This is a genomic window from Azotobacter tropicalis (genome assembly GCF_059739045.1).
Genome location: NZ_AP046060.1, coordinates 330,608 through 353,352 on the forward strand (window position 1 = coordinate 330,608; position 22,745 = coordinate 353,352).

23 protein-coding genes and 6 pseudogenes are annotated in these 22,745 nt (G+C 62.4%); 11 read left to right on the forward strand and 18 right to left on the reverse strand.

Annotated features, from left to right (window positions below; translation table 11 throughout):
* Window positions 1-44 precede the first annotated feature (44 nt).
* Window positions 45-506 (forward strand): hypothetical protein, encoded by a 462-nt coding sequence (locus tag Atro_RS23655; protein ID WP_497927871.1) that lies wholly within the window; start codon window positions 45-47, stop codon window positions 504-506.
* A gap of 152 nt (window positions 507-658) precedes the next feature.
* On the opposite strand, the gene Atro_RS23660 is transcribed toward Atro_RS23655, so the two are convergent.
* From Atro_RS23660 to Atro_RS23700, 9 genes and pseudogenes are all read right to left on the reverse strand, one after another.
* Window positions 659-1,573 (reverse strand): CAAX protease, encoded by a 915-nt coding sequence (locus Atro_RS23660; RefSeq protein WP_497927872.1) that lies wholly within the window; start codon window positions 1,571-1,573, stop codon window positions 659-661.
* Between the two features lie 542 nt (window positions 1,574-2,115).
* Window positions 2,116-2,256 (reverse strand): annotated as a pseudogene (locus tag Atro_RS23665) (IS4 family transposase); the annotation flags it as partial.
* A complete protein-coding gene (tnpC, locus tag Atro_RS23670) occupies window positions 2,255-3,766 on the reverse strand; it encodes an IS66 family transposase (RefSeq protein ID WP_497927609.1) in 1,512 nt (503 codons plus the stop codon). The gene tnpC and the pseudogene Atro_RS23665, both read right to left, overlap by 2 nt.
* An 81-nt stretch (window positions 3,767-3,847) precedes the next feature.
* The gene (gene tnpB / locus Atro_RS23675) at window positions 3,848-4,183 is read right to left on the reverse strand and encodes an IS66 family insertion sequence element accessory protein TnpB (protein WP_497923359.1); all 336 of its coding nucleotides are present in this window, start codon (window positions 4,181-4,183) and stop codon (window positions 3,848-3,850) included.
* Window positions 4,180-4,506 (reverse strand): IS66-like element accessory protein TnpA, encoded by a 327-nt coding sequence (tnpA, locus tag Atro_RS23680; RefSeq protein ID WP_497923361.1) that lies wholly within the window; start codon window positions 4,504-4,506, stop codon window positions 4,180-4,182. The genes tnpB and tnpA overlap by 4 nt, the downstream gene beginning before the upstream one ends.
* A gap of 100 nt (window positions 4,507-4,606) precedes the next feature.
* Window positions 4,607-5,686: pseudogene (locus Atro_RS23685) on the reverse strand (IS4 family transposase); the annotation flags it as partial.
* 122 nt (window positions 5,687-5,808) lie between these two features.
* Entirely contained in the window at window positions 5,809-5,961 is a 153-nt protein-coding gene (locus tag Atro_RS23690) for a hypothetical protein (RefSeq protein WP_497927873.1), read from the reverse strand.
* 112 nt (window positions 5,962-6,073) lie between these two features.
* Window positions 6,074-7,120 (reverse strand): MBL fold metallo-hydrolase, encoded by a 1,047-nt coding sequence (locus Atro_RS23695; protein WP_497927874.1) that lies wholly within the window; start codon window positions 7,118-7,120, stop codon window positions 6,074-6,076.
* Window positions 7,121-7,430: 310 nt separating this feature from the next.
* On the reverse strand, window positions 7,431-8,318 hold the full coding sequence (locus Atro_RS23700) for an alpha/beta fold hydrolase (RefSeq protein WP_497927875.1): 888 nt from the start codon (window positions 8,316-8,318) through the stop codon (window positions 7,431-7,433).
* A 103-nt stretch (window positions 8,319-8,421) separates the two neighbouring features.
* Here Atro_RS23700 and Atro_RS23705 point away from each other — a divergent pair, with 103 nt between their 5' ends.
* Window positions 8,422-9,330, forward strand: coding sequence for a LysR substrate-binding domain-containing protein (locus Atro_RS23705; RefSeq protein WP_497927876.1), 909 nt, complete (start codon window positions 8,422-8,424; stop codon window positions 9,328-9,330).
* A gap of 24 nt (window positions 9,331-9,354) precedes the next feature.
* Here the strand turns inward: Atro_RS23705 and Atro_RS23710 are convergent.
* Together Atro_RS23710 and Atro_RS23715 are read right to left on the reverse strand one after the other, a co-directional pair.
* Window positions 9,355-9,573, reverse strand: a pseudogene (locus Atro_RS23710) (DUF2274 domain-containing protein); the annotation flags it as partial.
* Window positions 9,574-9,580: 7 nt separating this feature from the next.
* Window positions 9,581-9,890, reverse strand: a pseudogene (locus Atro_RS23715) (TraB/TrbI/VirB10 family type IV secretion system protein); the annotation flags it as partial.
* Window positions 9,891-10,552: 662 nt separating this feature from the next.
* Between Atro_RS23715 and Atro_RS23720 the strand changes: the two are divergent.
* A complete protein-coding gene (locus Atro_RS23720) occupies window positions 10,553-10,792 on the forward strand; it encodes a hypothetical protein (protein WP_497927877.1) in 240 nt (79 codons plus the stop codon).
* A gap of 9 nt (window positions 10,793-10,801) precedes the next feature.
* Here Atro_RS23720 and Atro_RS23725 read toward each other — a convergent pair.
* From Atro_RS23725 to Atro_RS23745, 5 genes are all read right to left on the reverse strand, one after another.
* Window positions 10,802-11,564, reverse strand: a protein-coding gene (locus tag Atro_RS23725) for an IS5 family transposase (RefSeq protein WP_497928009.1) whose coding sequence is annotated in 2 segments (ribosomal slippage) — window positions 10,802-11,270 and window positions 11,269-11,564 — 765 coding nt in all. Because the reading frame shifts where the segments join, the coding sequence is not laid out codon by codon here.
* Window positions 11,558-12,388, reverse strand: a complete 831-nt coding sequence (locus tag Atro_RS23730) for a Fic family protein (RefSeq protein ID WP_497928010.1) — start codon at window positions 12,386-12,388, stop codon at window positions 11,558-11,560. The genes Atro_RS23725 and Atro_RS23730 overlap by 7 nt, the downstream gene beginning before the upstream one ends.
* Complete coding sequence (locus tag Atro_RS23735; RefSeq protein WP_497927878.1) at window positions 12,283-12,753, reverse strand: hypothetical protein; 471 nt, start codon at window positions 12,751-12,753, stop codon at window positions 12,283-12,285. Before Atro_RS23735 ends, Atro_RS23730 begins: the two co-directional genes overlap by 106 nt.
* Before the next feature lie 224 nt (window positions 12,754-12,977).
* Window positions 12,978-13,466, reverse strand: a complete 489-nt coding sequence (locus Atro_RS23740) for a hypothetical protein (RefSeq protein WP_497927879.1) — start codon at window positions 13,464-13,466, stop codon at window positions 12,978-12,980.
* A gap of 205 nt (window positions 13,467-13,671) precedes the next feature.
* Window positions 13,672-14,574: a LysR family transcriptional regulator gene (locus Atro_RS23745; protein WP_089170125.1), complete on the reverse strand. Its 903-nt coding sequence runs from the start codon at window positions 14,572-14,574 to the stop codon at window positions 13,672-13,674.
* Between the two features lie 376 nt (window positions 14,575-14,950).
* On the opposite strand from Atro_RS23745, the gene Atro_RS23750 reads away from it, so the two are divergent.
* The 8 genes and pseudogenes from Atro_RS23750 to Atro_RS23785 all read left to right on the forward strand — a co-directional run bounded on the left by Atro_RS23750 (window position 14,951) and on the right by Atro_RS23785 (window position 21,560).
* A complete protein-coding gene (locus Atro_RS23750; RefSeq protein WP_497927880.1) occupies window positions 14,951-16,291 on the forward strand; it encodes a dicarboxylate/amino acid:cation symporter in 1,341 nt (446 codons plus the stop codon).
* Between the two features lie 97 nt (window positions 16,292-16,388).
* A complete protein-coding gene (locus tag Atro_RS23755) occupies window positions 16,389-17,216 on the forward strand; it encodes an HTD2 family dehydratase (RefSeq protein WP_089170124.1) in 828 nt (275 codons plus the stop codon).
* 127 nt (window positions 17,217-17,343) lie between these two features.
* Window positions 17,344-18,546 carry a CaiB/BaiF CoA transferase family protein gene (locus Atro_RS23760; protein ID WP_497927881.1) on the forward strand — a complete coding sequence of 401 codons (1,203 nt, stop codon included), beginning with the start codon at window positions 17,344-17,346 and terminating at the stop codon, window positions 18,544-18,546.
* A gap of 14 nt (window positions 18,547-18,560) precedes the next feature.
* Window positions 18,561-19,383, forward strand: a pseudogene (locus Atro_RS23765) (HpcH/HpaI aldolase/citrate lyase family protein).
* A 286-nt stretch (window positions 19,384-19,669) separates the two neighbouring features.
* Window positions 19,670-20,047, forward strand: a complete 378-nt coding sequence (locus tag Atro_RS23770) for a VOC family protein (protein ID WP_497927882.1) — start codon at window positions 19,670-19,672, stop codon at window positions 20,045-20,047.
* 349 nt (window positions 20,048-20,396) lie between these two features.
* Window positions 20,397-20,846, forward strand: a complete 450-nt coding sequence (locus tag Atro_RS23775; RefSeq protein WP_089169991.1) for an Xre family toxin-antitoxin system antitoxin — start codon at window positions 20,397-20,399, stop codon at window positions 20,844-20,846.
* The gene (locus Atro_RS23780) at window positions 20,843-21,280 is read left to right on the forward strand and encodes an RES family NAD+ phosphorylase (RefSeq protein ID WP_497927883.1); all 438 of its coding nucleotides are present in this window, start codon (window positions 20,843-20,845) and stop codon (window positions 21,278-21,280) included. Before Atro_RS23775 ends, Atro_RS23780 begins: the two co-directional genes overlap by 4 nt.
* Window positions 21,281-21,290: 10 nt before the next feature.
* Window positions 21,291-21,560 (forward strand): hypothetical protein, encoded by a 270-nt coding sequence (locus Atro_RS23785; RefSeq protein ID WP_497927884.1) that lies wholly within the window; start codon window positions 21,291-21,293, stop codon window positions 21,558-21,560.
* Between the two features lie 32 nt (window positions 21,561-21,592).
* On the opposite strand, the pseudogene Atro_RS23790 reads toward Atro_RS23785, so the two are convergent.
* Window positions 21,593-21,679: pseudogene (locus tag Atro_RS23790) on the reverse strand (transposase); the annotation flags it as partial.
* 57 nt (window positions 21,680-21,736) lie between these two features.
* On the reverse strand, window positions 21,737-22,669 hold the full coding sequence (locus Atro_RS23795) for a transporter (protein ID WP_497927885.1): 933 nt from the start codon (window positions 22,667-22,669) through the stop codon (window positions 21,737-21,739).
* Window positions 22,670-22,745: the final 76 nt, after the last annotated feature.

Here is a 22,745-nt window from a genome sequence, read left to right on the forward strand (position 1 = left end):
GCCAAGGGAGCATCAAGCACCAGATCATTACGGAATATTTTGTCATGCTGGCCGCACGAGCCCATTGTGCCGCCAAGAAGCGACCACTATATAGCGACTCCGTCATGGAACCACTACCTTCCATACCCACCCAATCAGAGCTTGAAAAAGATGAGGTGGAACAGGTTCACGACACCGTCCGGGTCTTCAGGGGAATAAGTGACCCTCATGCCACGTCCCGGCTACTTGTGGCCCAGTTACTTACATTGATTTTCATCAAATGGCGATCGATTCTACAAGATACCGTCTGGGTGCCCTACTCAACATCCGGAGAAAAATTTATCCTCCCTGATTCAAACTGGGAGCTGCTTGAAGCAAGATTCCTCGCATTGCCAGTGAGTCCCGATCTTGTACTGATGGATGAAAAGCTCTTCAACCAACTTACTGAGGCAGGCCAGCTCACACCTCAAGATCTGAATAAAAAATTTCGCGAGGCGTCGAAGCGGTACTACGTCGCGCCAAAGTGAAAATTGTCGTGGCTTGCGCTCCAGCCAAGAAGCTAATCCCTCTTGGCCAAGACAATGGATTTTCACCGGGCCATAAGCGCTGATGCGGGTTGCTAGAGCGGCATCTCTTGTAGCCGACCTGACAAAGCACCCCCAGCCTAACGACGTCAGCATCAGGCTGGTTGCATGGTGTAGACCGCTTTGCGCCTCCCGTAGACCGCAATTTTGACAACCTTATTGCCAAGGCTAGCCGCCTCGGCAACCTTGATGAGCTTAGCCATGCTGTTGACCGTACTCGTCTTGGACTGATATTTGAACCGTTCAATCTCAGCTACCGAGCACGCTCGGTAAGCGGTTCTGATCACGCCGCTTTTCTCAAGCAAATCGATTTTTTCCGGCGAAATCCACGAAATCAGCTCGGTGATTTTGCCGATTTTCTCATGCAAATGAACCACCGCCTGCTGCTCATCGGTGACTCCGAAGCGCTTCCATGCGGGCTCGTGATGGAACACACGATTCCGAAACTTTCGGACTAAGCAAACTCTGTTCTTGCAATCCGCGAGCATGGTGGCAGCCTGTGTAGTAGGCCACTGCCCTTTGAACACCCGCCCTAGGTGCTTGGGCCAGATCAGGTTGTTCCCCATGTATTCATTCTCAAGAATGAACTCCCATGTCGAAAAATCGGTTTTGGAAACGACCTCCTGATGATCAGGGCTCCCCTTGCCACCGCGCTCCTTTCTTTCGGTTTTAGCCACATTGAACGCCGTCGAAAAATTTTTGGTAAGGCGATCAATAGGATATGGTCGCGTAACAGCACCAGGGGTAAAGCTCTTATATTTCAGCTTCCCTGCTTTCCACCAAAACTTACCAAGATCAGCCATGAGAGCGGCATCTATGGAGTTTCTGAGGGTGACCTCTACCGCACTCAGCAATGGGTAGAGCGCCGCACAAACATGGGAATTCCACAGATAGGCGCCGACCAGCTCCGCGTCGTTGGTTGTGGAAAAAACTTTGCTGTAGCTAGCGATTCTGTGAGAGCTGATCAGCTCATCGATCAGCAAGGGTCTATACTGGACGCTATGCGGCATGCTCGGCTTCCTTCTCGGCGAGGCGCCTGTATAAATGGGGGTTGACACAGGTGTCAACCACTCGTAGCATCGGTCCAGAGGTTGGCACTGAGCTCCAATGAGCGAAAGCTTACGACTCCTTGCAAAGACCACGAAACACCCACCCCGGCCTTGAGCCGGGGTTTTCGTTTCTGGGAGATACCAAGCTGCTTCGCCCCTCTCTTCAGCCAGCTCTCCGCTTCGTAGCCCACCACTTTTCAGCTTTTCTCTAACCAGCCTGAGTTGACTAGGCACGGTAGTGGAGTAGCTCATTTCCAGCCTAGAGGCGTTCAGCTACCATCGATTTGCTCCCCCGCCAGGCGAGAGGCATAAGCCCTGACCGCAAATACCAGTCGGGTGCCAATTGAACCGCCCCTTGTTTCGTAGACGCCCTGACCGGCTGCTATGGGTCGCTTCCGGTCACAAATGGCGAGTTCGATCCAGTAGCCAAGCATTGGGATGATTCTTTATTTTCACTGCGAGGCTACTTTCAGCAGGGTTAGGCCCTGAGTGATCCCACAAAATCACCCCCGTTCCTGCGTTTGCCGGTGGACCTCCCGCCGCAGAGCCAACTCCAGCTCCCGCAGCCTCTCCCGGGAAATGTCTCCCGCATAAGTGCGTGCATACTCCAGTCCCAGCCGCCACAGCGTAAGCGGCCGGGCATCACACCTTGCAGGAAGGTTTCCAGTTGTGTGGCAGCAGCTGGGTGATCTCGCTGGCCTTCTGCGTCGGCAGCCGGGTCAGCACATCTTTCAGATAGGCATACGGATCATGCCCGTTCAGGCGTGCCGATTGAATCAGCGTCATCAGGGCGGCCGCACGCTTGCCGCTGCGCAGTGAGCCGGCGAACAGCCAATTTGCGCGGCCGATGGCCCACGGGCGTATCTGGTTTTCGCACCAGTTGTTATCTATCGCCACCATCCCGTCATCGAGATAGCGCACGAGGGCCGTCCAGCGCTTGAGGCAGTAGTCGAGTGCCTTGGCGATGGCCGTGCCTTCATGCACCAACCGGCGCTGGGTGAGCATCCAGCCGTGCAGGGCATCGGCGATGGGCTTGGCTTTTTCCTGGCGTATTCGCCATCGCTCGTCGGGCGGCAGGTCGCGCACCTCGCGCTCGATGTCGTACAGCTGACCGATGTAACGCAGAGCCTGCTCGGCCAGTTGACTCTGGTTGGCGACATGCAGGTCGTAGAACTTGCGCCGGGCATGGGCCAGGCAGCCGATCTCGGTCACGCCCCGCTCGAAGCAGGCCTTGTAACCGGCGAAGTCGTCGCAGACCAGCTTGCCTTTCCAGTCGCCCAGGAAGGTGCGGGCATGCTCGCCGGCACGGCTGGGGCTGAAGTCGTAGACCGTCGCACGCAGCCCGGCGAACGGGCTGGGAACGTAGGCCCAGACGTAGGCGCGCTGGGTCTTCTTCATGCCCGGCGCGAGCATCTGCACCGGGCTCTCGTCGGCATGGACGACGTTCTGCTCCAGGACTATGTCCCGCAGCGCATCGACCAGTGGTTGCAGTTGCACGCCGCAACGGCCGACCCACTGCGCCAGGGTCGAGCGCGGGAGGGCGAAACCGGCCCGGCCGAAGATCTTTTCCTGCCGGTACAGGGGCAGATGGTCGGCGAACTTGGCCACCATGACCTGGGCCAGCAGCCCGGCAGTCGGGATGCCCTTGTCGATCACCTGGGCCGGAACCGGCGCCTGGATCAGCGTTTCGCATCGTTCGCAGACCCATTTGCCGCGGATATGTTGCTCCACCGTGAAGACGCCCGGGGTGTAGTCGAGCTTTTCGCTGACATCTTCACCGATGCGTTTGAGCTGGCAGCCGCAGGAGCACTGCGTGGTGTCCGGCTCGTGATGGATCAGCGTGCGGGGGAACTGCGGCGGCAAGGCCGTGCGCTTGGGCTGCCGGCGTGGCTCGGTAGCGGCGGGAGCTGGAGCCAGTTCCTCGAGCTCGGCTTCGATGGCCGCGATATCGGTATCGAGCAGATCGTCCAGCAGGCTGAGCTGGGCAGCCTTGAGCTGCTCGCTGCGCCGGGCAAACCGATGCCGCTTGAGGACGGCAATTTCGTGAGCCAGCTGCTCGCCGCGGGTTTTGTAGTAATGGACCTGCTGCGTCAACTGCGCCGCCAGTTCGCGCAGTTGCTCGGGAGTCAGATGGTCGAAGCAAGCAGAAGTCATGGCGCCGAGTGTGCCTGCCTTGATCGCCATCGACGATAGACCGTTCGGTCAATTGCGCGGCATGGGGCACCTGACGGCCAACTATAAAAGGCGGATTTCGGCCCCCGATCCGACCCGCTGCCAAGGCAGCCCGACCACCAGTGCCTGAAGCTGCTCGGCGCTCAGTTCAAACTGGGCACCCTGCCAGCTGCCCGGCCAGACGAAGCGACCTCGGTTCAGCTGGCGCGAGGCCAGCCAGACACCGAAACCATCGTGAACCAGTACTTTCATGCGGTTGGCCCGCTTGTTGGCGAACAGGTAGGCGTTGTGTGGCTTCGCCGCACCGAAGACCTCCACCACCCTGGCCAGCGCCGTTTCCGTTCCGGCCCGCATATCCAGCGGTTCGGTGGCGAGCCAGATGGCATCGATACGGATCATTGCAGGATCTCGCGCACGAACCGGGCACAGCCCTGCGCATCGCCCGCAGGCCAGTGAACGGTCAAGGTCGTACGGCGATGAGGAATTTCGATACGGATGTCCGCGCTGGATGAGCACTCCGCTCGCGCCGGCGATTCAAGCGCAAGCGGGATGAACGCCGGCAGGGTTTCAACCGCCTGGCTGCGAGCCGTGCGTATCCATTTATGGACAACGTTGCTGTTGATGCCATGGCTCAGCGCCACGCTGGCGACGGAGGCGCCGGGCTGGCCACACTCCTGCACGATTTGAGCCTTGAAGGCCGTGGAATAGGAACGACGCTGCATGATTTCCCGCTTGAAAGCCTGGAGATGGTGTCCACGATAAATAGGTGGACACCATCTCTTAGCCTGGCGGGCTCAAACCAGATGACTTGGCCGGACGCTTACGCCACAGCGACAGCACGTGCCTGTCCTTGACGCTGTTGCTCTGAAAGCGCCGCTCGTGCCCTGCCTCTCGCGCCTGCAGGCCCTGCAGGCACAGCGCATAGCTGGCCAGCACGGCAATCAGCAGCAGGATCTCGATGCGCCGCGGGCAGCGGCTTCGATGCTGTTCCAGGCCGAACCCCAGCCGATGGCTCTTCAGGTCGCGGAAGCCTTCCTCGACCTGCATGCGCCGCTTGTAGATCGCCGCGACCTGCGCGGCATTCCACTGCGCCTCGGGCAGGTTGCTGGCCAGCAGCCAGGGCTCGCTTTCGCGCTGCGCGTTTTGCCGGCTGCGCTTGTCCCGGGCCACGCTTCCGGTGACGCGCCGGTGCTTGCGCCCCCGCGGCGCCTGCTTCACCGCGTAGAGCGGGGTGGACCAAGGCGCCGAGCGCGTCATTTCGAGACAACCGAGCCGTTTCGGCGATGCCGAGGCCAGGGCGTACAGGCTTTTCACCGGCTGCCAGGGCTGCTCGCCGAATCGGCACAGATCGCGATTGCGCACACGGCCGACGTAATACCAGCCCATGGCTCCGACGGCCTGGAACCAGGGCCGCCGGAAGCCGGCATCGGTGACCAGGATGGGCGTACAGCCGGCCGGCAGCATCGCCGCGAGCGCCTCGAGCAGGCGTTTCTGGCAACGCGGGCAGCCCTCGCGCGGATGGACGACTTCACAGACTGGCAGCGAACGTCCGGCCAACGGGATCGCGGCGCGCAGCAGGAACAGCTTGCCGGCGGCATCGATCGGCGACCAGTCCACCAGGATCAGGGGATGCCTGAGCGAGCCCAGCAGAGCGCGGAGCATGGCCCAGTAGAACAACCCCCGCTCGGCCTGCAGCTGCCGGTTGCCGAGCAGGCGGTCGACCCGCTTGATCGCATGCTTGGGATAGGCAGAGCCGGGCAGGAAGCGCCCCAGCGCGGTCAGGCTCAGGCAGCGGCCTTGCAGCAGGGCGGCCACCGCGGCCATCAGGGCTTCGAGACGGCGGGCATGGATCGTGAGGAGTGCCTTGGCGAAGGCATCGTGCAAGAATTGGACGGTCTGCATGGGGCTGGAGACGCTGTTTTTGTTTGGCGACAACCAACGTGCCCGCCCATGCAGGCCTCTTCAAGCCCTACCTATTTGATTTTTCGGGAAAATTTCTGGGGATTACTCAGGGTTAGGCCTGTTCAGGATGAAACTTTAGCTGAACCGGAAAGCAAAAAGCCGCCAGAAATAGCGGCTTTCAGGGGTGGATTAGGATGAAACTTTATTGTCATCCCACACTTGAGGATTCTGGCCTGCGAGCGGATCGCCGGCTCCTGTTCGTGGGTGAATTGCATGTGTCTGGCCTCGCGCATGCGCTGCAATGGTGGTTGCAGGCCATGCTACCTGCCAGCCGAAAAATCCCAAGGCGCTGGCCGGGCATCGCCTTGGGCGCGTGTCGCGGTGCGGCTAGTCCTGGACGGGCTGCACCAGAGGCCCGGCTTCCTGCGGCGCATCGTCCTGCCAATCGCCCTCGGCCACCCCACGCCACCACGGCTCCACCGCCTCGATCCGGGCCGGCTCGACCGGCTCGCCCAGGCGCGGCATGACCAGCCCCTCCGAGGCGTGCGCCAGCAGCACATCCGCCGGCTGGGCCCAGGGATGCATCGCCAGGTTGAAAGTGCCCCAGTGCACCGGCAGGAAACGCCCGCTGCCCAGTTGCGCCCAGGCCCGCAGGGCGTTGTCCGGCCCAAGGTGAATATTCCCCCAGGCCGGGTGGCAGGCGCCGACCTCGAGCATCACCAGATCGAAGGGCCCGAGCCGCCGGCCGATCTCGGCGAAGGCCGGCGACAGCCCGGTGTCGCCGCTGAAGAACACCGCATGGTGCTCGCCGCGCAGGGCAAACGACGACCACAGCGTCACGTTGCGATCGCGCAGCCCACGTCCGGAGTAGTGATGTGCTGGCGCGGCGGTGATCGCTAGGCCTCCCGGCAGCACGGTGCGCTCCCACCAGTCGAGCTCGACGATACGCTCGGCCGGCATGCCCCAGGCTTCCAGATGCAGGCCGACGCCGAGCGAGGTGATGAAGGGCACCCGCCGCTTGGCCAGCGCCCGGATGCTCGGGTAGTCCAGATGGTCGTAGTGGTCGTGGGAGATCAGCACCGCATCGAGCGGCGGTAGGGCGGCGATGTCGACCGGCACCGGATGGAAGCGCTTGGGGCCGAGAAAGGGCAACGGTGAGACGCGCGCGCCCCACACCGGATCGGTCAGCACCCGGTGGCCGTCGATTTCCAGCAGCACGGTCGAATGGCCGAGCCAAGTGGCCCGCAGTCCGGTTTCGACGGGGCGTGCCCAGCTGGCGCGTGGGTCGATGATGGGGTGGGGGTTCGCCGGCGTGCGGCCCTCGCCGCGGAACAGGAAGTCGGCCAGCGTCGGCCGGCCCTCGGGCACGCGCTGCGCGCTGGAGGGGTAGGTGTTCGCGAAGCCGCCGCCGGCATACTGCCGGGAGGCCTGCATGCGTTCGAGCTTCAGCCCATCGGCATGTCGAGCAAAAAAGGGCCGGCGTCAAGCCTTTCGTGCAAATCACGCGAGCCTTGAAACCATATGCGTGGCAATAGGTTAGCTCTGTTTAGTGCCGCTTGCAGAGGATGCGGCATTGTGGGCTGGGAGCCACATAAGAGCCTTGAGAGAGCAAGCCTGGTCGCGCTGTGGCGGTGACGATTGCCAAGGGACAGCGAACTTGGTCCGTCATCATAGCTTGATCGGTTGCCGTACTCCAGAACGAAGAACGCGCAGCGTTCGGCTGCGCATTCGAGGGATCAGCCACTTACTTCAGGCAAAACCGCAGGATTGCTTCGGCGACAGCCTGCGGCGTTTCGCGCTGTGGGAAATGCCCCACGCCATCGAGCACCAGCCGCTCGTAGCCGCCCTGGAAGAATGCCTCCCGCCCCTTGGAGCTGTCGGGATGGTTGCAGGTGTCGGCACCGCCGTGCAGCACCAGCGTCGGCACCGACAGCACCGGCGCCGGATGCAGGCGCGCTTCATCCTCGGCATAGGCCAGATCGCCCTCCGCGAAGCCCCAGCGGTGGCGGTAGGAGTGCAGCACGATTTCGGCCCAGTCCTCGCCTTGGAAAGCCCGCGCCGCCTCGTCGAAGTCGGCCTGTTCGTACCAGCCTGACGGTGCCCAGGTGTCCCACATCATCCGGGAGAACGCCTCGCGCTCGTCCTGCACCACGCGCGCGCCGCGCGGCGTGGCCATGTACCAGTGATACCAGTAGTTGCGCGCCTGCGGCAGCGCCAGCGGCTGGTTCGGATCGTTGGTGCCGTAGCCCACCGACAGCATGACCAAGTGCGAGGCCACGCCGTCACGTAGGCCGCAGGCATTGGCGGCCGCGCGTGCGCCCCAGTCGTGGCCGACTAGCGTGGGCTGCGCCAGGCCGAGCACGTCGATGAAATCCAGCAGGTCACGGCCAAGGGCGGACAACTGGCCGCTGCGCGGCGTGGCGGCATCGCGGAAGCGCGTCGGCGCGAAGCCGCGTAACGCCGGCGCCAGCACGCGGTAGCCGGCATCGGCCAGGACGGGGGCCACGGCCTTCCAGCATTCGGGGCTGTCCGGCCAGCCGTGCAGCAGGATGGCGGTTCGACTGCCCTGCGGGTTCCATTCGAGATGAGCGATGTCGAGCCGTTCGGTCGAAGCGAAGTGGTAGTTGTGCATGGGCTTGTCTCTCGTCATGAAGATGCGCCAGCGTAGCTGGACGACTCCATTCGATTGGAGAATAATCATTCATCATTAATGATTTTTCATGTTGAATGACAGGATGAACATATCCCCCATCGTCGATGGTCCGCCGCTGGAGACGGTGTTGCTGCGCACCTTCCTCGAAATCGTGGACAGTGGCAGCTTCGCCACCGCCGCCGAGCGGCTGGCGCTGACGCCTTCGGCCGTCAGCGGGCACATGCGGCGGCTGGAACAGATCGCGGGCGCCAGCCTGCTGGCGCGCACCACGCGCCGGCTGGAGCTGACCCAGGCGGGCGACACCCTGTACGCCTACGGCCGCAACATCCTCGATCTGGAACGCGAGGCCCGCGCCAAGCTGCGGGGCGTCTCGCTGCGCGGGCGCCTGCGCATCGGCGCCTCGGAAGACTTTGCCGGTGCCTGGCTGCCACAGGTGCTGCAACGCTTCCGCCAGTGGCATCCCGAAGCCACGGTGGAGTTGAAGGTTGGCATCACCGCCGACCTGCTGCGCCAGCAGGAGCGTGGCCGCCTGGATCTGGTGTTCGGCAAGCAATGCAGCCGGGTCGAAGGCAGCGGCACGCTGCTGTGGGAAGAACCGCTGGTCTGGGCGTTCGCAGCCGATCAGCCGCTGCCGGCGGGAGAGCCGCTGCCGCTAGCGGTCTTCCCCGAGCCGTGCGTCTATCGGGAATCGGCGGTCACGGCGCTGAGCCAGACGGATCGCACCTGGCGCATCGTCTTCGAGAGCAGCAGCATGGCCGGCTGCCTGTCGGCGGCGCGAGCGGGTTTCGCCACCACGGTCATCGCCGACAGCCAGCGCGGCGAAGGCTTGCGCGTGCTGAGCCGCGAAGATGGCCTGCCCGAACTGCCGGCGGCGCGCTTCTACGCTTTCGCCGGCAAGGACAGTCCGGCCAGCGCGGCACTGATCGAGGCGGCCCGGCGCGCCGGCCAGAGCCGATTCACTCCGCGCGGCTGCGGGACTGATCAGCGCTGAGGCTGCTTTCGCGGATCGCCCAGAAGCCGTAGCTCCACGACGAAAACCCCGATCCCCAGCGATGAACGCCTCCAGCATGTGCGGGATCAGCGCCACGGCATCGACCGCCTCGCCATACGCCTGCGCGTGCAGCGCGGCGTAGCGGTCGAGGTCGGCTTTCAGGCTGGCCGGGCAGGCGAAGGTCAGCTTGACGTTTTCGGTCTTGGGCAGCGGCCCCAGCCGCAGTTTCTTGGTTGTACTCATCGTGAAGTCCCCGGTTGAAGAACAGCGGCTGGTACGGCCGCAGCACCAAGTCGCGGTTGACGATGATCCTCACCGGCAGGCCGGGCCGTTCGGTCAAGGTGGGCTGGATGTTGAGGTTGCGCCGAGTGACCTCCTGGCCGACCTGGTTCACTGTGTCTTGCAAGCTGTCGCGTCCGGCGATGATGACGCGATCGCCATCTTGTCGATTCTCCGGCGCGGCCAGCTCGGCGCCGATACCCAGCAGCGGTCAGCGCCGCACCGGCAAAGATGCGATCCCAATGCCAGTCCACATCGTCTTCCAGCCCGGCACACCCCGAAGAATCCCCTGCGACAAGGTATCCCTTTCAAGCGCAAGCCAGGCCTCGGTCGCTACAACGTCACCCGTGCAGAGTGGAAGGCGGCCTATCGCGCTGCACGGATCGCCATCGCCAAAGGAGCAGAACCGGACCCCACAACCGATGGGGTGCTCTGGAGAGCGCAGCTGGTTGTTGCCTTCGAGCGCAACGGACATGGTGATCGCCTGGAGCTGCCGGCCAGCGTCAAGCTGGCAGCGAAGCGGCTGATCGATGAGATTGTTGGCGCAGCGTGACCCGTTCGATCAGTCTGGCTTCCCGAGAGTTGAACGTGAGGAGATCCGCATGGCTCGTCCGCTTTCCATCATCCTGTGTGACGCCTTCGACCGCTCGGCGAGGGACGTTTTCGAGGCTCCGCAGGCGCATGGGCATTATGGTCTTCCAGCCCCAACCACATGGGATAACTGGGTGTACTGGTGGCGTGGTTTCGCCGCAGGTCTAGCCGGCGACGCCGACTCCATGCCCCTGCTCGCCCGACTGGTGGCCCGGTTGCGCCGAATCGGGGGCTCGAAGCCAGGAGCGGCTTCGAACTTGGCGCCCGGGACCGGCTCACGGATAATGGCCCTCCTCAAGGCAGCCGCAACGGATATTCCCGCTTGGATACACAGCAGCGTCTCGAAGCCGAAATGCGCGAAGCCCTGGGGCTTGCACCCGCTAAACCCGCGCCCGCCAAACCCAAACAGCGTCCCTCCTACATCCAGGTAGAGCTGAGCGTTCGCAAGCCCAGCGGCGGCCCCACCTTTCGCTTCGAGCACAAATCACGCTCGCTCAGCACGCTGGAGGCCCAGCTCGAAGCCGAAAAGATCGTGCGCAAGAAGGGCTGGGAAGTCTGGGCCGTGCTGGATGTGCGCCAGGTTTCCGAATAAGAGCCGCTATCAAAACCTCGCTAATTGTCTGATGCAAATTACGCAACACCCCAGACATAACAAGGCCAGATGAATATCCAGCCGCCGTTCGAAGCGCGTTCGTAGCTTGCCCATGGCCGCCAGCCAGGCGTGGGTCCGCTCGACGACCCAGCGGTGCCGACCGAGCCGTTCCTTGCTCTCGATACCTTTGCGTGCAATGCGGGACTGGATGCCCCGTTGGCGCAGGTGCTCGCGACAGCGTCGGCAGTCGTAAGCCTTATCAGCATGCAGCTTGGTCGGCCAGCGTAGCGGCCGGCCGCGCTTGCCCCGGATGGCAGGCAGGGCATCGACCAGTGACTCGAACACGATGGAGTCATGGCGGTTGGCTCCGGTGACACACAGCGCCAGCGGAGTACCGCTCCTGTCAGGGATCAGGTGGCGTTTGCTGCCGAGTTTGCCTCGATCTGTCGGGTTGGGGCCTGTTTCCGAACCCCCGGGGGCTGGCGACGCAGGCACCATCAATACTGGCTCGGCTCAGGTCGAGCTTGTCCGCCTGTCGCAGCTCGTTCAGCAGCCATTGATGCAACTGCTGCCAGACGCCAGCCTCCTGCCAGTCCCGCAACCTGCGCCAGCAGGTCATGCCACTGCCACAGCCCATCTCCTGGGGCAGGTCTTCCCAGGGAATGCCCGTGCTCAGTACGAACACGATGCCGTTGAGAGCGCGCCGATCATCTAAGCCTGAAGCCCGGGCACCCCGAGAATCCCAAGTCGAGGGGCAGAGGGCATCTACAATGCCGGCCCAAGCCTCTGGTGCAAGTCAGGGAAAAGCTGCTGCGCGAACCATACCGGCAGAGCGGGGAAAATCTCCCTCGCTTTGGGCGTAGGGCTGTCGACCAGCCCCAGTTCGACGAGTTTCCTGAGCTGATCGGTCGCCGTCCGCTCGCCAAGGCCGGTGAAAACCTTGAAGTCGGCTCGGCCGACCTTGCCCTGGGTGAGCAGGACATGCAGCGCACGGGCGACCTCCGGCTTGACTCCCGCCGAGCTGATCCGGGGTTCCCAGGCGAAAATCTTCTCCAGGCGTTCGCGCATCTGGCCGACCCGCATCGCGGCCTCTATGTAGCGCATCTGGTCGAGGCAAGTGTCCAACATGAAACCCACGAACTCGAACAGGCCGGCTTGGGTGAGCTGGCCTCGCCCATCCAGATCGCCCCGGCGCGGCTGATCGGCATTGGCGAGACGGGCGTAATACTGCTCCTGCCGGCGGGCCAGGCCGCGGGAGAGCGACCATAGCGGCGAGGAGAGATTCAGCTTGTGCAACTGGAGATGCGTCAGGAGGCGCACCACGCGCCCGTTGCCGTCGGCGAAGGGGTGAACCCATGCCAGCCGGTGGTGATACGCCATGGCCGCCAGGAGGCGTGTGCGAGCGTCCGCCGGGCTGCCATAGACCTGCTGCATCCGGTTGAGCATCGGCGTGACCGCCGCCCAGGCCGGAGCTGCATGCTGGCCGACCATCACATCCCGCTCGGTGGCATCGCGCAGTTGGCCGGGGACGAGGCGGTCACCATCGGCAAGGCGTAGCTGTTCCTCGGTGGCCGACTCGAACAGCCGGCGGTGTATTCGAGCTGCGAAACTGGGGAGAAAAACTCTCTCCACGGTACTGTGCTGTGCCGTGAGATGGCGCGTTCGAATGCCTCCTGTGCTCCGATGTGTGCCACCGCCAGCTCCGTCAGCTCTTTGCGACTGCGCTTTGGCGCGTGAGGCGCCAGGCTGACCGGCTCGGTGAATTGGCCCTCGATCAGGTTGCTGTAGAAGCTGCTGGTCACCCGCAGCAGGCCACCCACGCAGGTAGTGGTCTCGGGAGGAAGCATCCCTGCCAGCTTGCCCGCCTGGTAAGGAAGCTGCTCGGCCATGCTCAGGATCTCGGACGGAAAATCGGACGGCAGCAGCGGCTCAAGCCAATGCGTCCCGGTCACCAGCTGCATGATATGGCACCTCGTTTGCGGATATTTTTGCAGAAATTAAAAAGCTCTAAAAGACTTATAATTTAAGCATTTATCTACAAATAATGGGTCGGAAGATTACTGCTGTATGCGGAAATTATTGCGGATATTTCTACGGAATTTAGGCCCTCTCGTTGAGGGAGATACCTTCCTGGCAGGACAGGCGGCTCCGGGCCGTCGCAGCAGGTAGAGCGTGGGAGGTCTGCTCATCGCCCGCGCCTTTTGCGCCGGCCATGCCAAGGCCTGAATAGATCGGCATCCGGGCCTGGTGCAAACTCTGGCTCCGGGCGCACCGGCAGTACCGGCGTAATGGCTGACTCGATGTCCTGGTAGGAGAAGAACTCGTAGGCGAGGCCCACCAGCCCGTCCGCGTCGGCGGCCAGCGGGGCTCCGTCCTCGTCGAGAATGGGTACGTCGGAGAAAATGCCGCCGCCGTTCATGTGCGGGGCCTCGCGGCATATCCAGCCGTGCTCGGCCTGTGATTGCCCTTCGGCCTCCCAGCGAATCCGCAGCGAAAATCTCCCTTCGGGAAGTTCGAGCACGGCATCGAGCGTGCCGTGGGCGAAGTCGCGGAAAGGATGGCCCTCGGCGCGAGAGCGCAGGACATGGGCGGTGAAGTGCGGCTGGCGCAGGCAGGCAGCTTCAAGTCTTTCGCTGGCTATGGCCTGGGTGAGTTGGTCGAGGGTGATGGTCATGGGCGCCTCCGCCTTCGTGTTTGCGGCCCAGACTACGCCCGGGGCGCAGCAACCTAAGCGGGCCACTGCGGGGCGCACGATAGGGATTTCGCCGGTACTGCAGGGTTAGGGTTAATACTGGCGCTGAGTGCTCCATGATCCCAGGGACGAACTCGAGCATGTTGGCAGGGGTAAAGCTACCCAGGCATTTTCGCTGGCGGCACCGTTACGGAGCCGCCAACGGCTTCTCCAGGATCACGTTCACGAGGGTGCGGATGAAACTCGGCAGTGCCTCTAGATCACGCACGAGAATGCTGCGCTCGCGCAGCACCCAGGGTTCATCCAACTCGACCACCGCCAGTTGCATAGTGCGCTGGTGGCGCAGCGCCGCGGACTCCGGGAGGATGCCGATGCCCACTCCTGCCTCGATCATCCGGCACATGGCCTCGAAGCCATAGACCTGAATACGTAGGCTGAAGCTGTTGCCAAGTAGTTCGACCTTCTCGCGCAGGAAGTACTGTAGGGTGGCGCCTTCATGCAGGCCGATGTGCGGGTACTCCAAGGTGTCGGCCAGCTTGACACTGCCGCGCCGGGACAGCGGATGGTCGCGTGGAGTGGCCAACACCAGGCGGTCGGTGCTGAAGCGCAGCACCTGCAGACCTTGGGTCTGCACTGGGCCAGCGATGATCCCAAGGTCGGTCGAGCCGTCCAGTACTCCGCGCACGATGTCGCGGGCTAGACGTCGCTCCTGCAGATCGACCGTCACCCCAGGCCGTTCGACGAGGTAGCCGGCGAGGATTTCCGGGAGAAATTCAGTGACTGCCGTGGTATTGGCGAAGATGCGCACATGTCCAGCAGCCTCGCTGCCGTAGTCGGTGAACTCGCTCTTCATGTACTCCACCTGGCGCAGAATCCTTCGCGCATGTTGCAACAGCAGATTGCCGGCAGGCGTCAACTCGACGCCCCGACTGTCGCGGTAGAGCAGGCGGCTGCCGAGCTCCTCTTCCAGATGTTTGATCCGCGTGCTGGCCGCCGCCGGGGAGATGAACGCCTTACGCGCGCCCTGGGTCAGGCTGGGCGACTCAGCTATATGCGCGAACAGACGTAGGTCGGCCAGATCGAAATGCATGGCGGTGTTCTCTCTGTATGGCGTTAAGCAAATCCGAACGCCTCCTTCCAGAAATCCAGATTCACAGATCGCCCCCCGCTTGGCAATCATGCAATCAACAACAACAAAGCACGGAAAATTGCCGATGAAACACCTCGATTCTTCCTCGCCGACAGCCTGTACCTCAGACATCCGTACGCTCTTGACCGGCGTTCGTGAACTAGTCGCACCGCCGCGTCCTTAGCGCCGCAGAAGGGACGTCGCTCCCCGACGAGCCGCGGGCTCACTGAGCTCGATCTTCTTCCCTCACACAACAGGATTCCCGTGCGCCGCCGTCAGGCTGCGTGCCGTGGAGGCTTTTTTCCGCCGCAAGCGCGGCACCACCTGGGTAATAACAATGACAATCAAGAAGTTAGGGCGCACCCTTTACATTCAGGTAGTAATCGCCATCGTGCTGGGTGTTGCGATTGGCTACTTCTGGCCACAAACCGGTATCGAACTCAAGCCGCTGGGCGATGCTTTCATCAAGCTGATCAAGATGATCATCGGCCCGATCATCTTCTGTACCCTGGTTTCCGGCATCACCAGCATGCAGGACGTCAAGCGGGTCGGCCGGGTCGGCGGCAAGGCCCTGCTGTACTTCGAGCTGGTTTCCACTGTGGCATTGTTTATCGGCCTGTTGGCGGCACACCTGCTGCGTCCCGGCGAGGGCTTCAACGTCGACGTGCATAGCCTGGATGCCAGCGCTATCTCTGGCTATGTCAACCAGGCAGCGCATGGTGAAGGGTTCGTTGGCTTCCTGATGCACACGATACCCAGTACCTTCTTCGATGCTTTCGCCAAGGGCGAGGTCCTGCCGATCCTGATGGTCTCGGTGTTGTTCGGTATCGCCCTGCTGCTGATCGGCGAACCTGCCCGACCACTGATCGAGCTGATCAATCAGGCGTCCGAAGTATTTTTCCGCATCGTCGGCATGATCAGCCGGGTGGCACCGCTCGGTGCGCTGGGAGCCATCGCCTTCACCGTCGGCAAGTACGGCCTGGGTTCGCTGGTGCCTCTGCTCAAGTTGATCGGCACCTTCTACTTCACCGCCTTCCTCTTCGTCGCCTGTGTGCTCGGCAGCATTGCCCGGCAGGCCGGGTTCAGCATCTTCCGTCTATTGGGTTACCTCAAGGCCGAATTGCTGATCGTACTGGGCACCAGCTCCTCGGAGTCGGCACTGCCGCAACTGATGAAAAAACTGGAAGACGTCGGTTGTTCGAAAGGCGTGGTCGGCATCGTGGTACCCACCGGCTACACCTTCAACCTGGACGGCACCAACATCTACATGACCCTGGCGGTGCTGTTCCTGGCCCAGGCCTGCAACATTCCGCTGACCCTGGAACAGCAACTGACCCTGCTGGTGGTGACGATGCTCACCTCCAAGGGAGCGGCTGCGGTGGTCGGGGCCGGCTTCGTCGCTTTGGCCGCGAGCCTGGCCACGGTGCCGACGGTGCCCGTCGAAGCCATGGTGCTGATCCTGGGCGTAGACCGCTTCATGGCCGAATGCCGAGGACTGACCAACTTCATCGGCAATGCGGTGGCGGGAGTGGTGGTGGCCGCCTGGGAAGGCGAGCTGGACCGCTCACGGATGGGGCCGATCGCCCTGAGGCGCGACCGCCACTCACCGGCACCGACCAATGAGACCGAGCTTACCCGGAACACCGGACAGAACGGGTCAGAGGCCACTCGGCGTTAAGTCAATCAGAACGCATCCATACAGAACCTCGGATTCCAGATCTGCCATCGCTGGCGATCGTGCATACAAAAAGCGACATCTCTACGGAGTACTACCCATGAGTCAGATCGACCTTTCTACCTGGATCGGCCGCAGTGAAGAGATCCATGACCAGTTGAGCCTCAATCTGGTCAAACGCATCGCCGCAACCCTCGGCACACAGACGCCAGCCAGTGGCGAGCCGCTACCGCCCTTGTGGCAGTGGGCGTTCTTCCAAGAGCCGCTGCCCGAAGTTGGCCTCGGTACGGACGGCCATCCGGCACGCGGCGGCTTCTTGCCGCCAGCGGACAACCGCAACCGTATGTGGGCCGGCGGCCGCTTCGAGTTCTTTGCGCCGCTGCGGGTTGGCAGCGAGGCCACCTGCGTGTCGACCATCGCCCAGGTCGAGGAGAAGGTCGGCAAGACTGGCGCCCTGTTGTTCGTCACCGTGCGTCATGACTACCTGCAGGACGGCCGCCTAGCCGTGCGTGAGGAGCAGGACATCGTTTATCGCGAGCCCAGCCCGCCGAAGACCCGCAACGACGAGGCGGTGCCGCCGGGTGACTGGCGCGAGGCGGTCGAGCCGACCTCCACCTTGCTGTTCCGCTATTCGGCAGTGACCTTCAACGGCCATCGCATTCACTACGACTGGCCCTACGTGACCGGCACCGAGGGCTATGCCGGTCTGGTGGTGCACGGTCCGCTGATCGCCACCCTGGTGCTGGGCGCCTTCTGCCGTGCCAATCCTGCCGCGCGCCTACGGCGCTTCGCCTATCGCGGCCTGCGCCCGCTGATCGCGCCGGACGCCTTCGAGATCGGCGGGCGTATCGTCGCGCCGGGGCACGCCGAGCTCTGGGCCGGCAACGCCAACGGTATCGCCCAGAAGGGCGAGGTCTACTTCGACTGAGGGCCGGCTCCTGCGGGAGCCCTGCGATGTCGCGGCGCTCGACATGGGCGCCGCTCTCCACCAACCCGATCCTGTCCTGTGCGGCCGAGCACCCGCTCGCTGCCGCTCGCCTCTTGAGGAATCCGCTATGACAACCGCACCATCGTCCCGCCCGCTCGACGGCATCACTGTGGTCAGTCTCGAACACGCCATCGCCGCGCCCTTCTGCACCCGCCAGCTAGCCGACCTCGGCGCACGGGTGATCAAGATCGAACGCCCCGGCACCGGCGACTTTGCCCGTGGCTACGACGAGCGGGTCAAGGGCCTGGCCTCGCACTTCGTGTGGACCAACCGCTCCAAGGAAAGCCTGAGCCTCGACCTCAAGCAGAACGAGGCCGGGGAGATCCTCGACGCCCTGCTGGGCAAGGCCGACGTGCTGGTGCAGAACCTCGCGCCGGGCGCCGCGGCACGTCTGGGGCTGTCCTTCGAGGCGTTGCACGAACACTTTCCGCGGCTGATCGTTTGCGACATCTCCGGCTACGGCGAGGGCGGCCCCTACCAGGACAAGAAGGCCTACGACCTGCTGATCCAGAGCGAGGGCGGCTTCCTGTCGATCACCGGTGGGGCCGGTGACGACGAGATGGCCAAGGCCGGCTGCTCGATCGCCGACATCGCCGCTGGCATGTATGCCTATAGCAACATCCTCTCCGCCCTGCTACTGCGCGAAAGAACAGGCGAGGGCAGCCACATCGACCTGTCGATGCTGGAAAGCCTGGTGGAGTGGATGGGCTATCCGTTGTACTACGCCTTCGACGGTGCCACGCCGCCGCCGCGTGCCGGGGCGGCGCACGCCACCATCTACCCCTACGGCCCATTTCCGGTGGGTGACGGTGGCACCGTGATGCTCGGCCTGCAGAACGAGCGCGAGTGGCGGCTGTTCTGCGACAAGGTGCTCAGGCGCCCGGAGCTGGCGGACGACGAACGCTTCGACGGTAACTCTAAGCGTTCGGCTCAGCGCGAGATGCTGCGCGCGATCATCCTCGACTGTTTCGCCGCGCTGAGCACCGAAGAGGTCATCGCCCGGCTGGAGGCCGCACCCATCGCCAACGCCCGGGTCAACGACATGCAGGGTGTCTGGGAGCATCCGCAGCTCCAGGCGCGCCAGCGCTGGAGCGAGGTCGGCAGCCCGAGCGGCGTGCTGCCCGCCCTGCTGCCGCCTGGGCGCAACAGCGCCTTCACCCCGCGCATGGCGCCGATCCCGGCGCTGGGCGAGCACAGCGAGGCGCTGCTCAGCGAACTAGGCTACGCCCCGGCCGAGGTCGCCCGCCTGCGCGACGCCAGCGTGATCTGAGGGGAGATGCGCATATGAACCAAGCGATCATTCGCAGTGCCCTATTCGTTCCCGCCAGCCGTCCCGAGCGCATTCCCAAAGCGCTGGTCAGCGGTGCCGATGCGGTTATCGTCGACCTTGAAGATGCCGTCGAGGAGACGCTCAAAGAACAGGCACGGGCCAACCTGGCTGCCTTCCTCGCCGCCCATCCCGAGGCACGGCTACTGGTACGGGTAAACGCTGCCGGGCATCCCGGCCACGCGGCCGACCTCGAACTCTGTGCTCGCCAGCCGGGGGTCTGTGGCGTACTGCTACCGAAGGCAGAAAGCGCTGAGCAAGTGGTGCGAGCTGCAGTCACTGGCAAGCCGATCTGGCCAATCATAGAGAGCGTGCGCGGCTTGCTCGCGCTGCCGGAAATCGCAGCCGTCAAGGGGATCGAGCGGTTGTCTTTCGGTGCCCTCGACCTCGGTCTGGACATCGGCTTGGCCAATGGTAGCGCTGCTGCCGGTCGCCTGCTCGACCAGGCGCGCTACGCTATTCTGCTGGCCAGCCGTGATGCCGGGCTGGCTCCCCCTTGGACAGTGTGTTTCCGTCTATCCAAGATCTTGACGGACTTCGACAAGCCGCTCGCGACGCCCGCGATATGGGCTTCGGCGGTCTGCTATGCATCCATCCCGTACAAGTGCAGGTAGTACACGCGACTCTGATGCCAAGTGCCAGCGAGTTGGACTGGGCGCAGCGCGTGTTGAGCGTCGGTAACGGCAGCGGGTATTCGTGGTAGACGGAGAGATGGTCGATGCGCCGGTACTCGGCCGCGCCCGTCGCTTGCTAGAGCAAGCAGGTCAGATATCCGCCTGAAAAACGCGCTGCCGCTGCGGCGGCAGCGCGTGACACAGTGTTTCACAAAGCAATAACCAGAGAGGGAGTCCCCTATTCATGAAGATTGGGCCCTCATTTATGCACTACATCTCACTAATCGTCGCCAGTCCGATTCAAGCCGCTGAAGCGGTTAAGTATCCAGAACATAAGGAACGCCAAGTCATAGCGGTTCCGCGATCGCGGCACCTTCATCTTGCACGTGGAAGACGAGCATCGTCACCGCTGACTATTCCCCCGGCCTGCGCCATCTCCTAGGAGCCCTCTGATGATCAACCGTCTCGACCACTTGGTACTGACTTCCTCAGATCCGGATGCCACCACGCACTTCTATACCCGGGTGCTCGGCATGCGCCTGGAAACCTTCGGCAACGACCGCATCGCGTTCCGCTTTGGCAACCAGAAGATCAACCTGCACGTGCGTGGCCACGAATTCGAACCCAAGGCCCACCTGCCGGTACCGGGAGCCCTAGACCTGTGCTTCATCGCTGAGATGAAGCTGGCGGAGGTGATCGCCCATCTGCAGAGGCAGAACTGGCCGATTGTGGAAGGGCCAGTTCAGCGCACCGGCACTACTGGGCCGATTCGTTCGGTGTACATTCGTGACCCCGACTTCAACCTCATTGAAATATCCGAATACCTGTGAGACGGAGAAGTGTCCATCGCGAGCGTCGTCTTCCTTGACAGCGACGAGGGAGCGGGGCGGCCTCTACTATCGGGACACCCCGCACGAACGGCACACGGCGATCAGCTCGTTCGCCCTGGTCGGCGATGGCGCGGATGGGGACGAGGAGGACTGTGGCTGGCAAGTGGTATCGGCGCGGGGGCAGGCTGAACCGATAGGCGAGCGCCAGCCCGATCAACCCTGAGAGACGCCTGCTGGCGCCTATTTTCAGCGGGGAAAATCGCCTCAGATGGTATGGCAGATGGAGCTGTTGTCCTGATCGGTAAATGCCGGATACAATCCGGTAAACGCCGAATAGGAGGCTGCCCCCATGCTTGCTGAAGTCCTGCGTGACCATGGCTACACCGCATATCGGGCGCGTCTTCAAAGCCTGCTGGACATCCCGGAGTCGGCAACCGACTTCGAGATCCACACCCGGATCACCAAGGGCTTTCCTGCGACCCGCCTGGTGCAGCTGACCGAGGCCGGGGTGGTCACGCCGCTGGAGCGCGATCAGATCATCCCCCTGCGAACCCTCAAGAGCCGCATCGAGCGGGATCAGCCGTTGACCGTGGAGGAAAGCGACCGGTTTTTTCGCGCTGCCCACATCACGGCAATGGCCGAGGCCGTCTTCGGTGACCGCGAGAAGGCCAAACGCTGGCTCTCCAAGCCCAAGGAGCGGTTTTCCGGCCTGACGCCCATGCAGATGCTCACCACCCAGCAGGGCACCAGCCAGGTGGAGGAAATGCTGCTGCAAATCGTCGAAGGCCTGGCCCTGTGATTCTGTGGCGGATCAGCGCCTACGCCGACCTCAGCGGAATCGGCGGCCTGCGTGCCAGTGGCCGCTGGCACCACCTTGGCAGGCCGGTCGTTTACGCGGCGGACAGTCCGGCCGGTGCGATGCTGGAGGGGCTGGTCCACCTGGAAATCGACCCCGAGGACTTCCCCACAACGCTCCAGTTGATCCGCATCCAGCTTCCGGACCCGGTTTCGCGGGCCGAGCTTCCGCCGCTGCCGGAGCACTGGAAGTCCGATCCGGAAGTCACGCGCGCCATCGGGGATCACCTCCTGGATGGGCGAAGCGCTCTACTGCTCCCAGTGCCGAGCGCCATCATTCCCTGCACGACCAACTACCTGTTCAACCCGGTGCATCCAGAGGCCAGCGGGGCGAGCATTCACGTAGAAAAATTCCCCCTCGATTCCCGTCTCCTTTGACCGAGGCCCTATGAGCAACCATCTGCAAGTCCTGCGCGAGCACCTACGCTGGCTCGAAGATCAGCCTGCCGACTACAGCAACGGCATCCTCGGAAAGGCCGCCCTGGTGACGATGGTCACCGAGGCACTGGAGCCCGTCGAAGCGTTGGAGCGCGCCGCCGAGCTTGTGACCCGGTATACCTTGTCCAGCGAGGCTTGGGTCAGCCCAGTACCGGCCCGGGCGCTGGAGGTCTTGATCCGATGCGCGGCAAACCTCGCCCTTCAGGGGGGGGAAGGATAGCGCGGACGGCGTAGCCGTCCTCGGGTTTGCCCTCAATGAGGCGTCTGTTGCTGCTCGATGTACTGGCGGACGACTTCGATGGGCGCACCGCCGCAGCTGCCGGCGAAATAGCTCGGGGTTCAGCGCATGCTAAAACTTACCCAAAGCCATCATGGAGAGAATAATAATCCAGTGGCTCAAAATAGCTGTAGAAGCCTTAGGCTTATACGTCCATCTTCCTTAAAGCCATTATCAACTAAAATATCTGAACCAAGATTTATCATCAGCTGCGTGCTTGGCGAAACGAAGAAAGAGGTTCCAACAGTATACCTAAGGGTATCAGGTTCGTCGTTCATGCTCACGCCATCGATTTTACTCTCGCCTCCCCAGAGTTTCGATAGACTAGCACGAACATCAAATGTACCGGTAAGGTGGTAGCGTAGAAAAATCTGACCCTGGTATAGGGCATCCTGCCTTTTTGTAACACCACCGCTTCCATAGTCATCGTTCTTGCCGAAGAGAGTTACATCGCCAACTAAGTCGAGGCTCACTTTGTCGCTCAGGGCGGTAGCATAGCCAGCCTGCAAAGCAAATTTCCAGCGATTCTCACCAAGGTTGATCGCTCGGTCTCTTTCATAACTACCGGTAGGTACATAGAGGAAAGGGGTTATACCGAAATAGCGTTGTCTAACTGGATCATTTAATGGCCAGACAGTGGCAGCCAGGATTAAGTCACCAATACCACTATCACTACCAAGGCTTTTCGTTTCACCATTAGCCCGCATACTGCCGAATGGCAATAGAAATTGAGGATCGACAATATACTTGCCAAGTTGCATATAGTGCACAACGCGCAGGATGCCTATGTCGGAGTCTAGCCCGGCAGCACTGGACTGCTTATGCCCATCGACATAAAGCTTATTGCGCTCTGCATGCTGATAGTACAGCAAACCTATAGTACTACCATCAGGGAGCGGCGCATAATCACCGGCCTCAACATCCACAGCCGCGACGCCGCAAGAAAATGCAGCCGACAAGCAAAATAATGAAACATGCAAGGTGTATATAATATATGGCTGACGCAAAAGCGAGGAATCGCTATTGCCGGCCAGCTTAACAAACCAGCTCATCAATATTACCTTATTGTTTTTGTTTGCGGTCTACACTGTAACTCTTGAAAATCAAGAAAAATCATCTTATACAAAG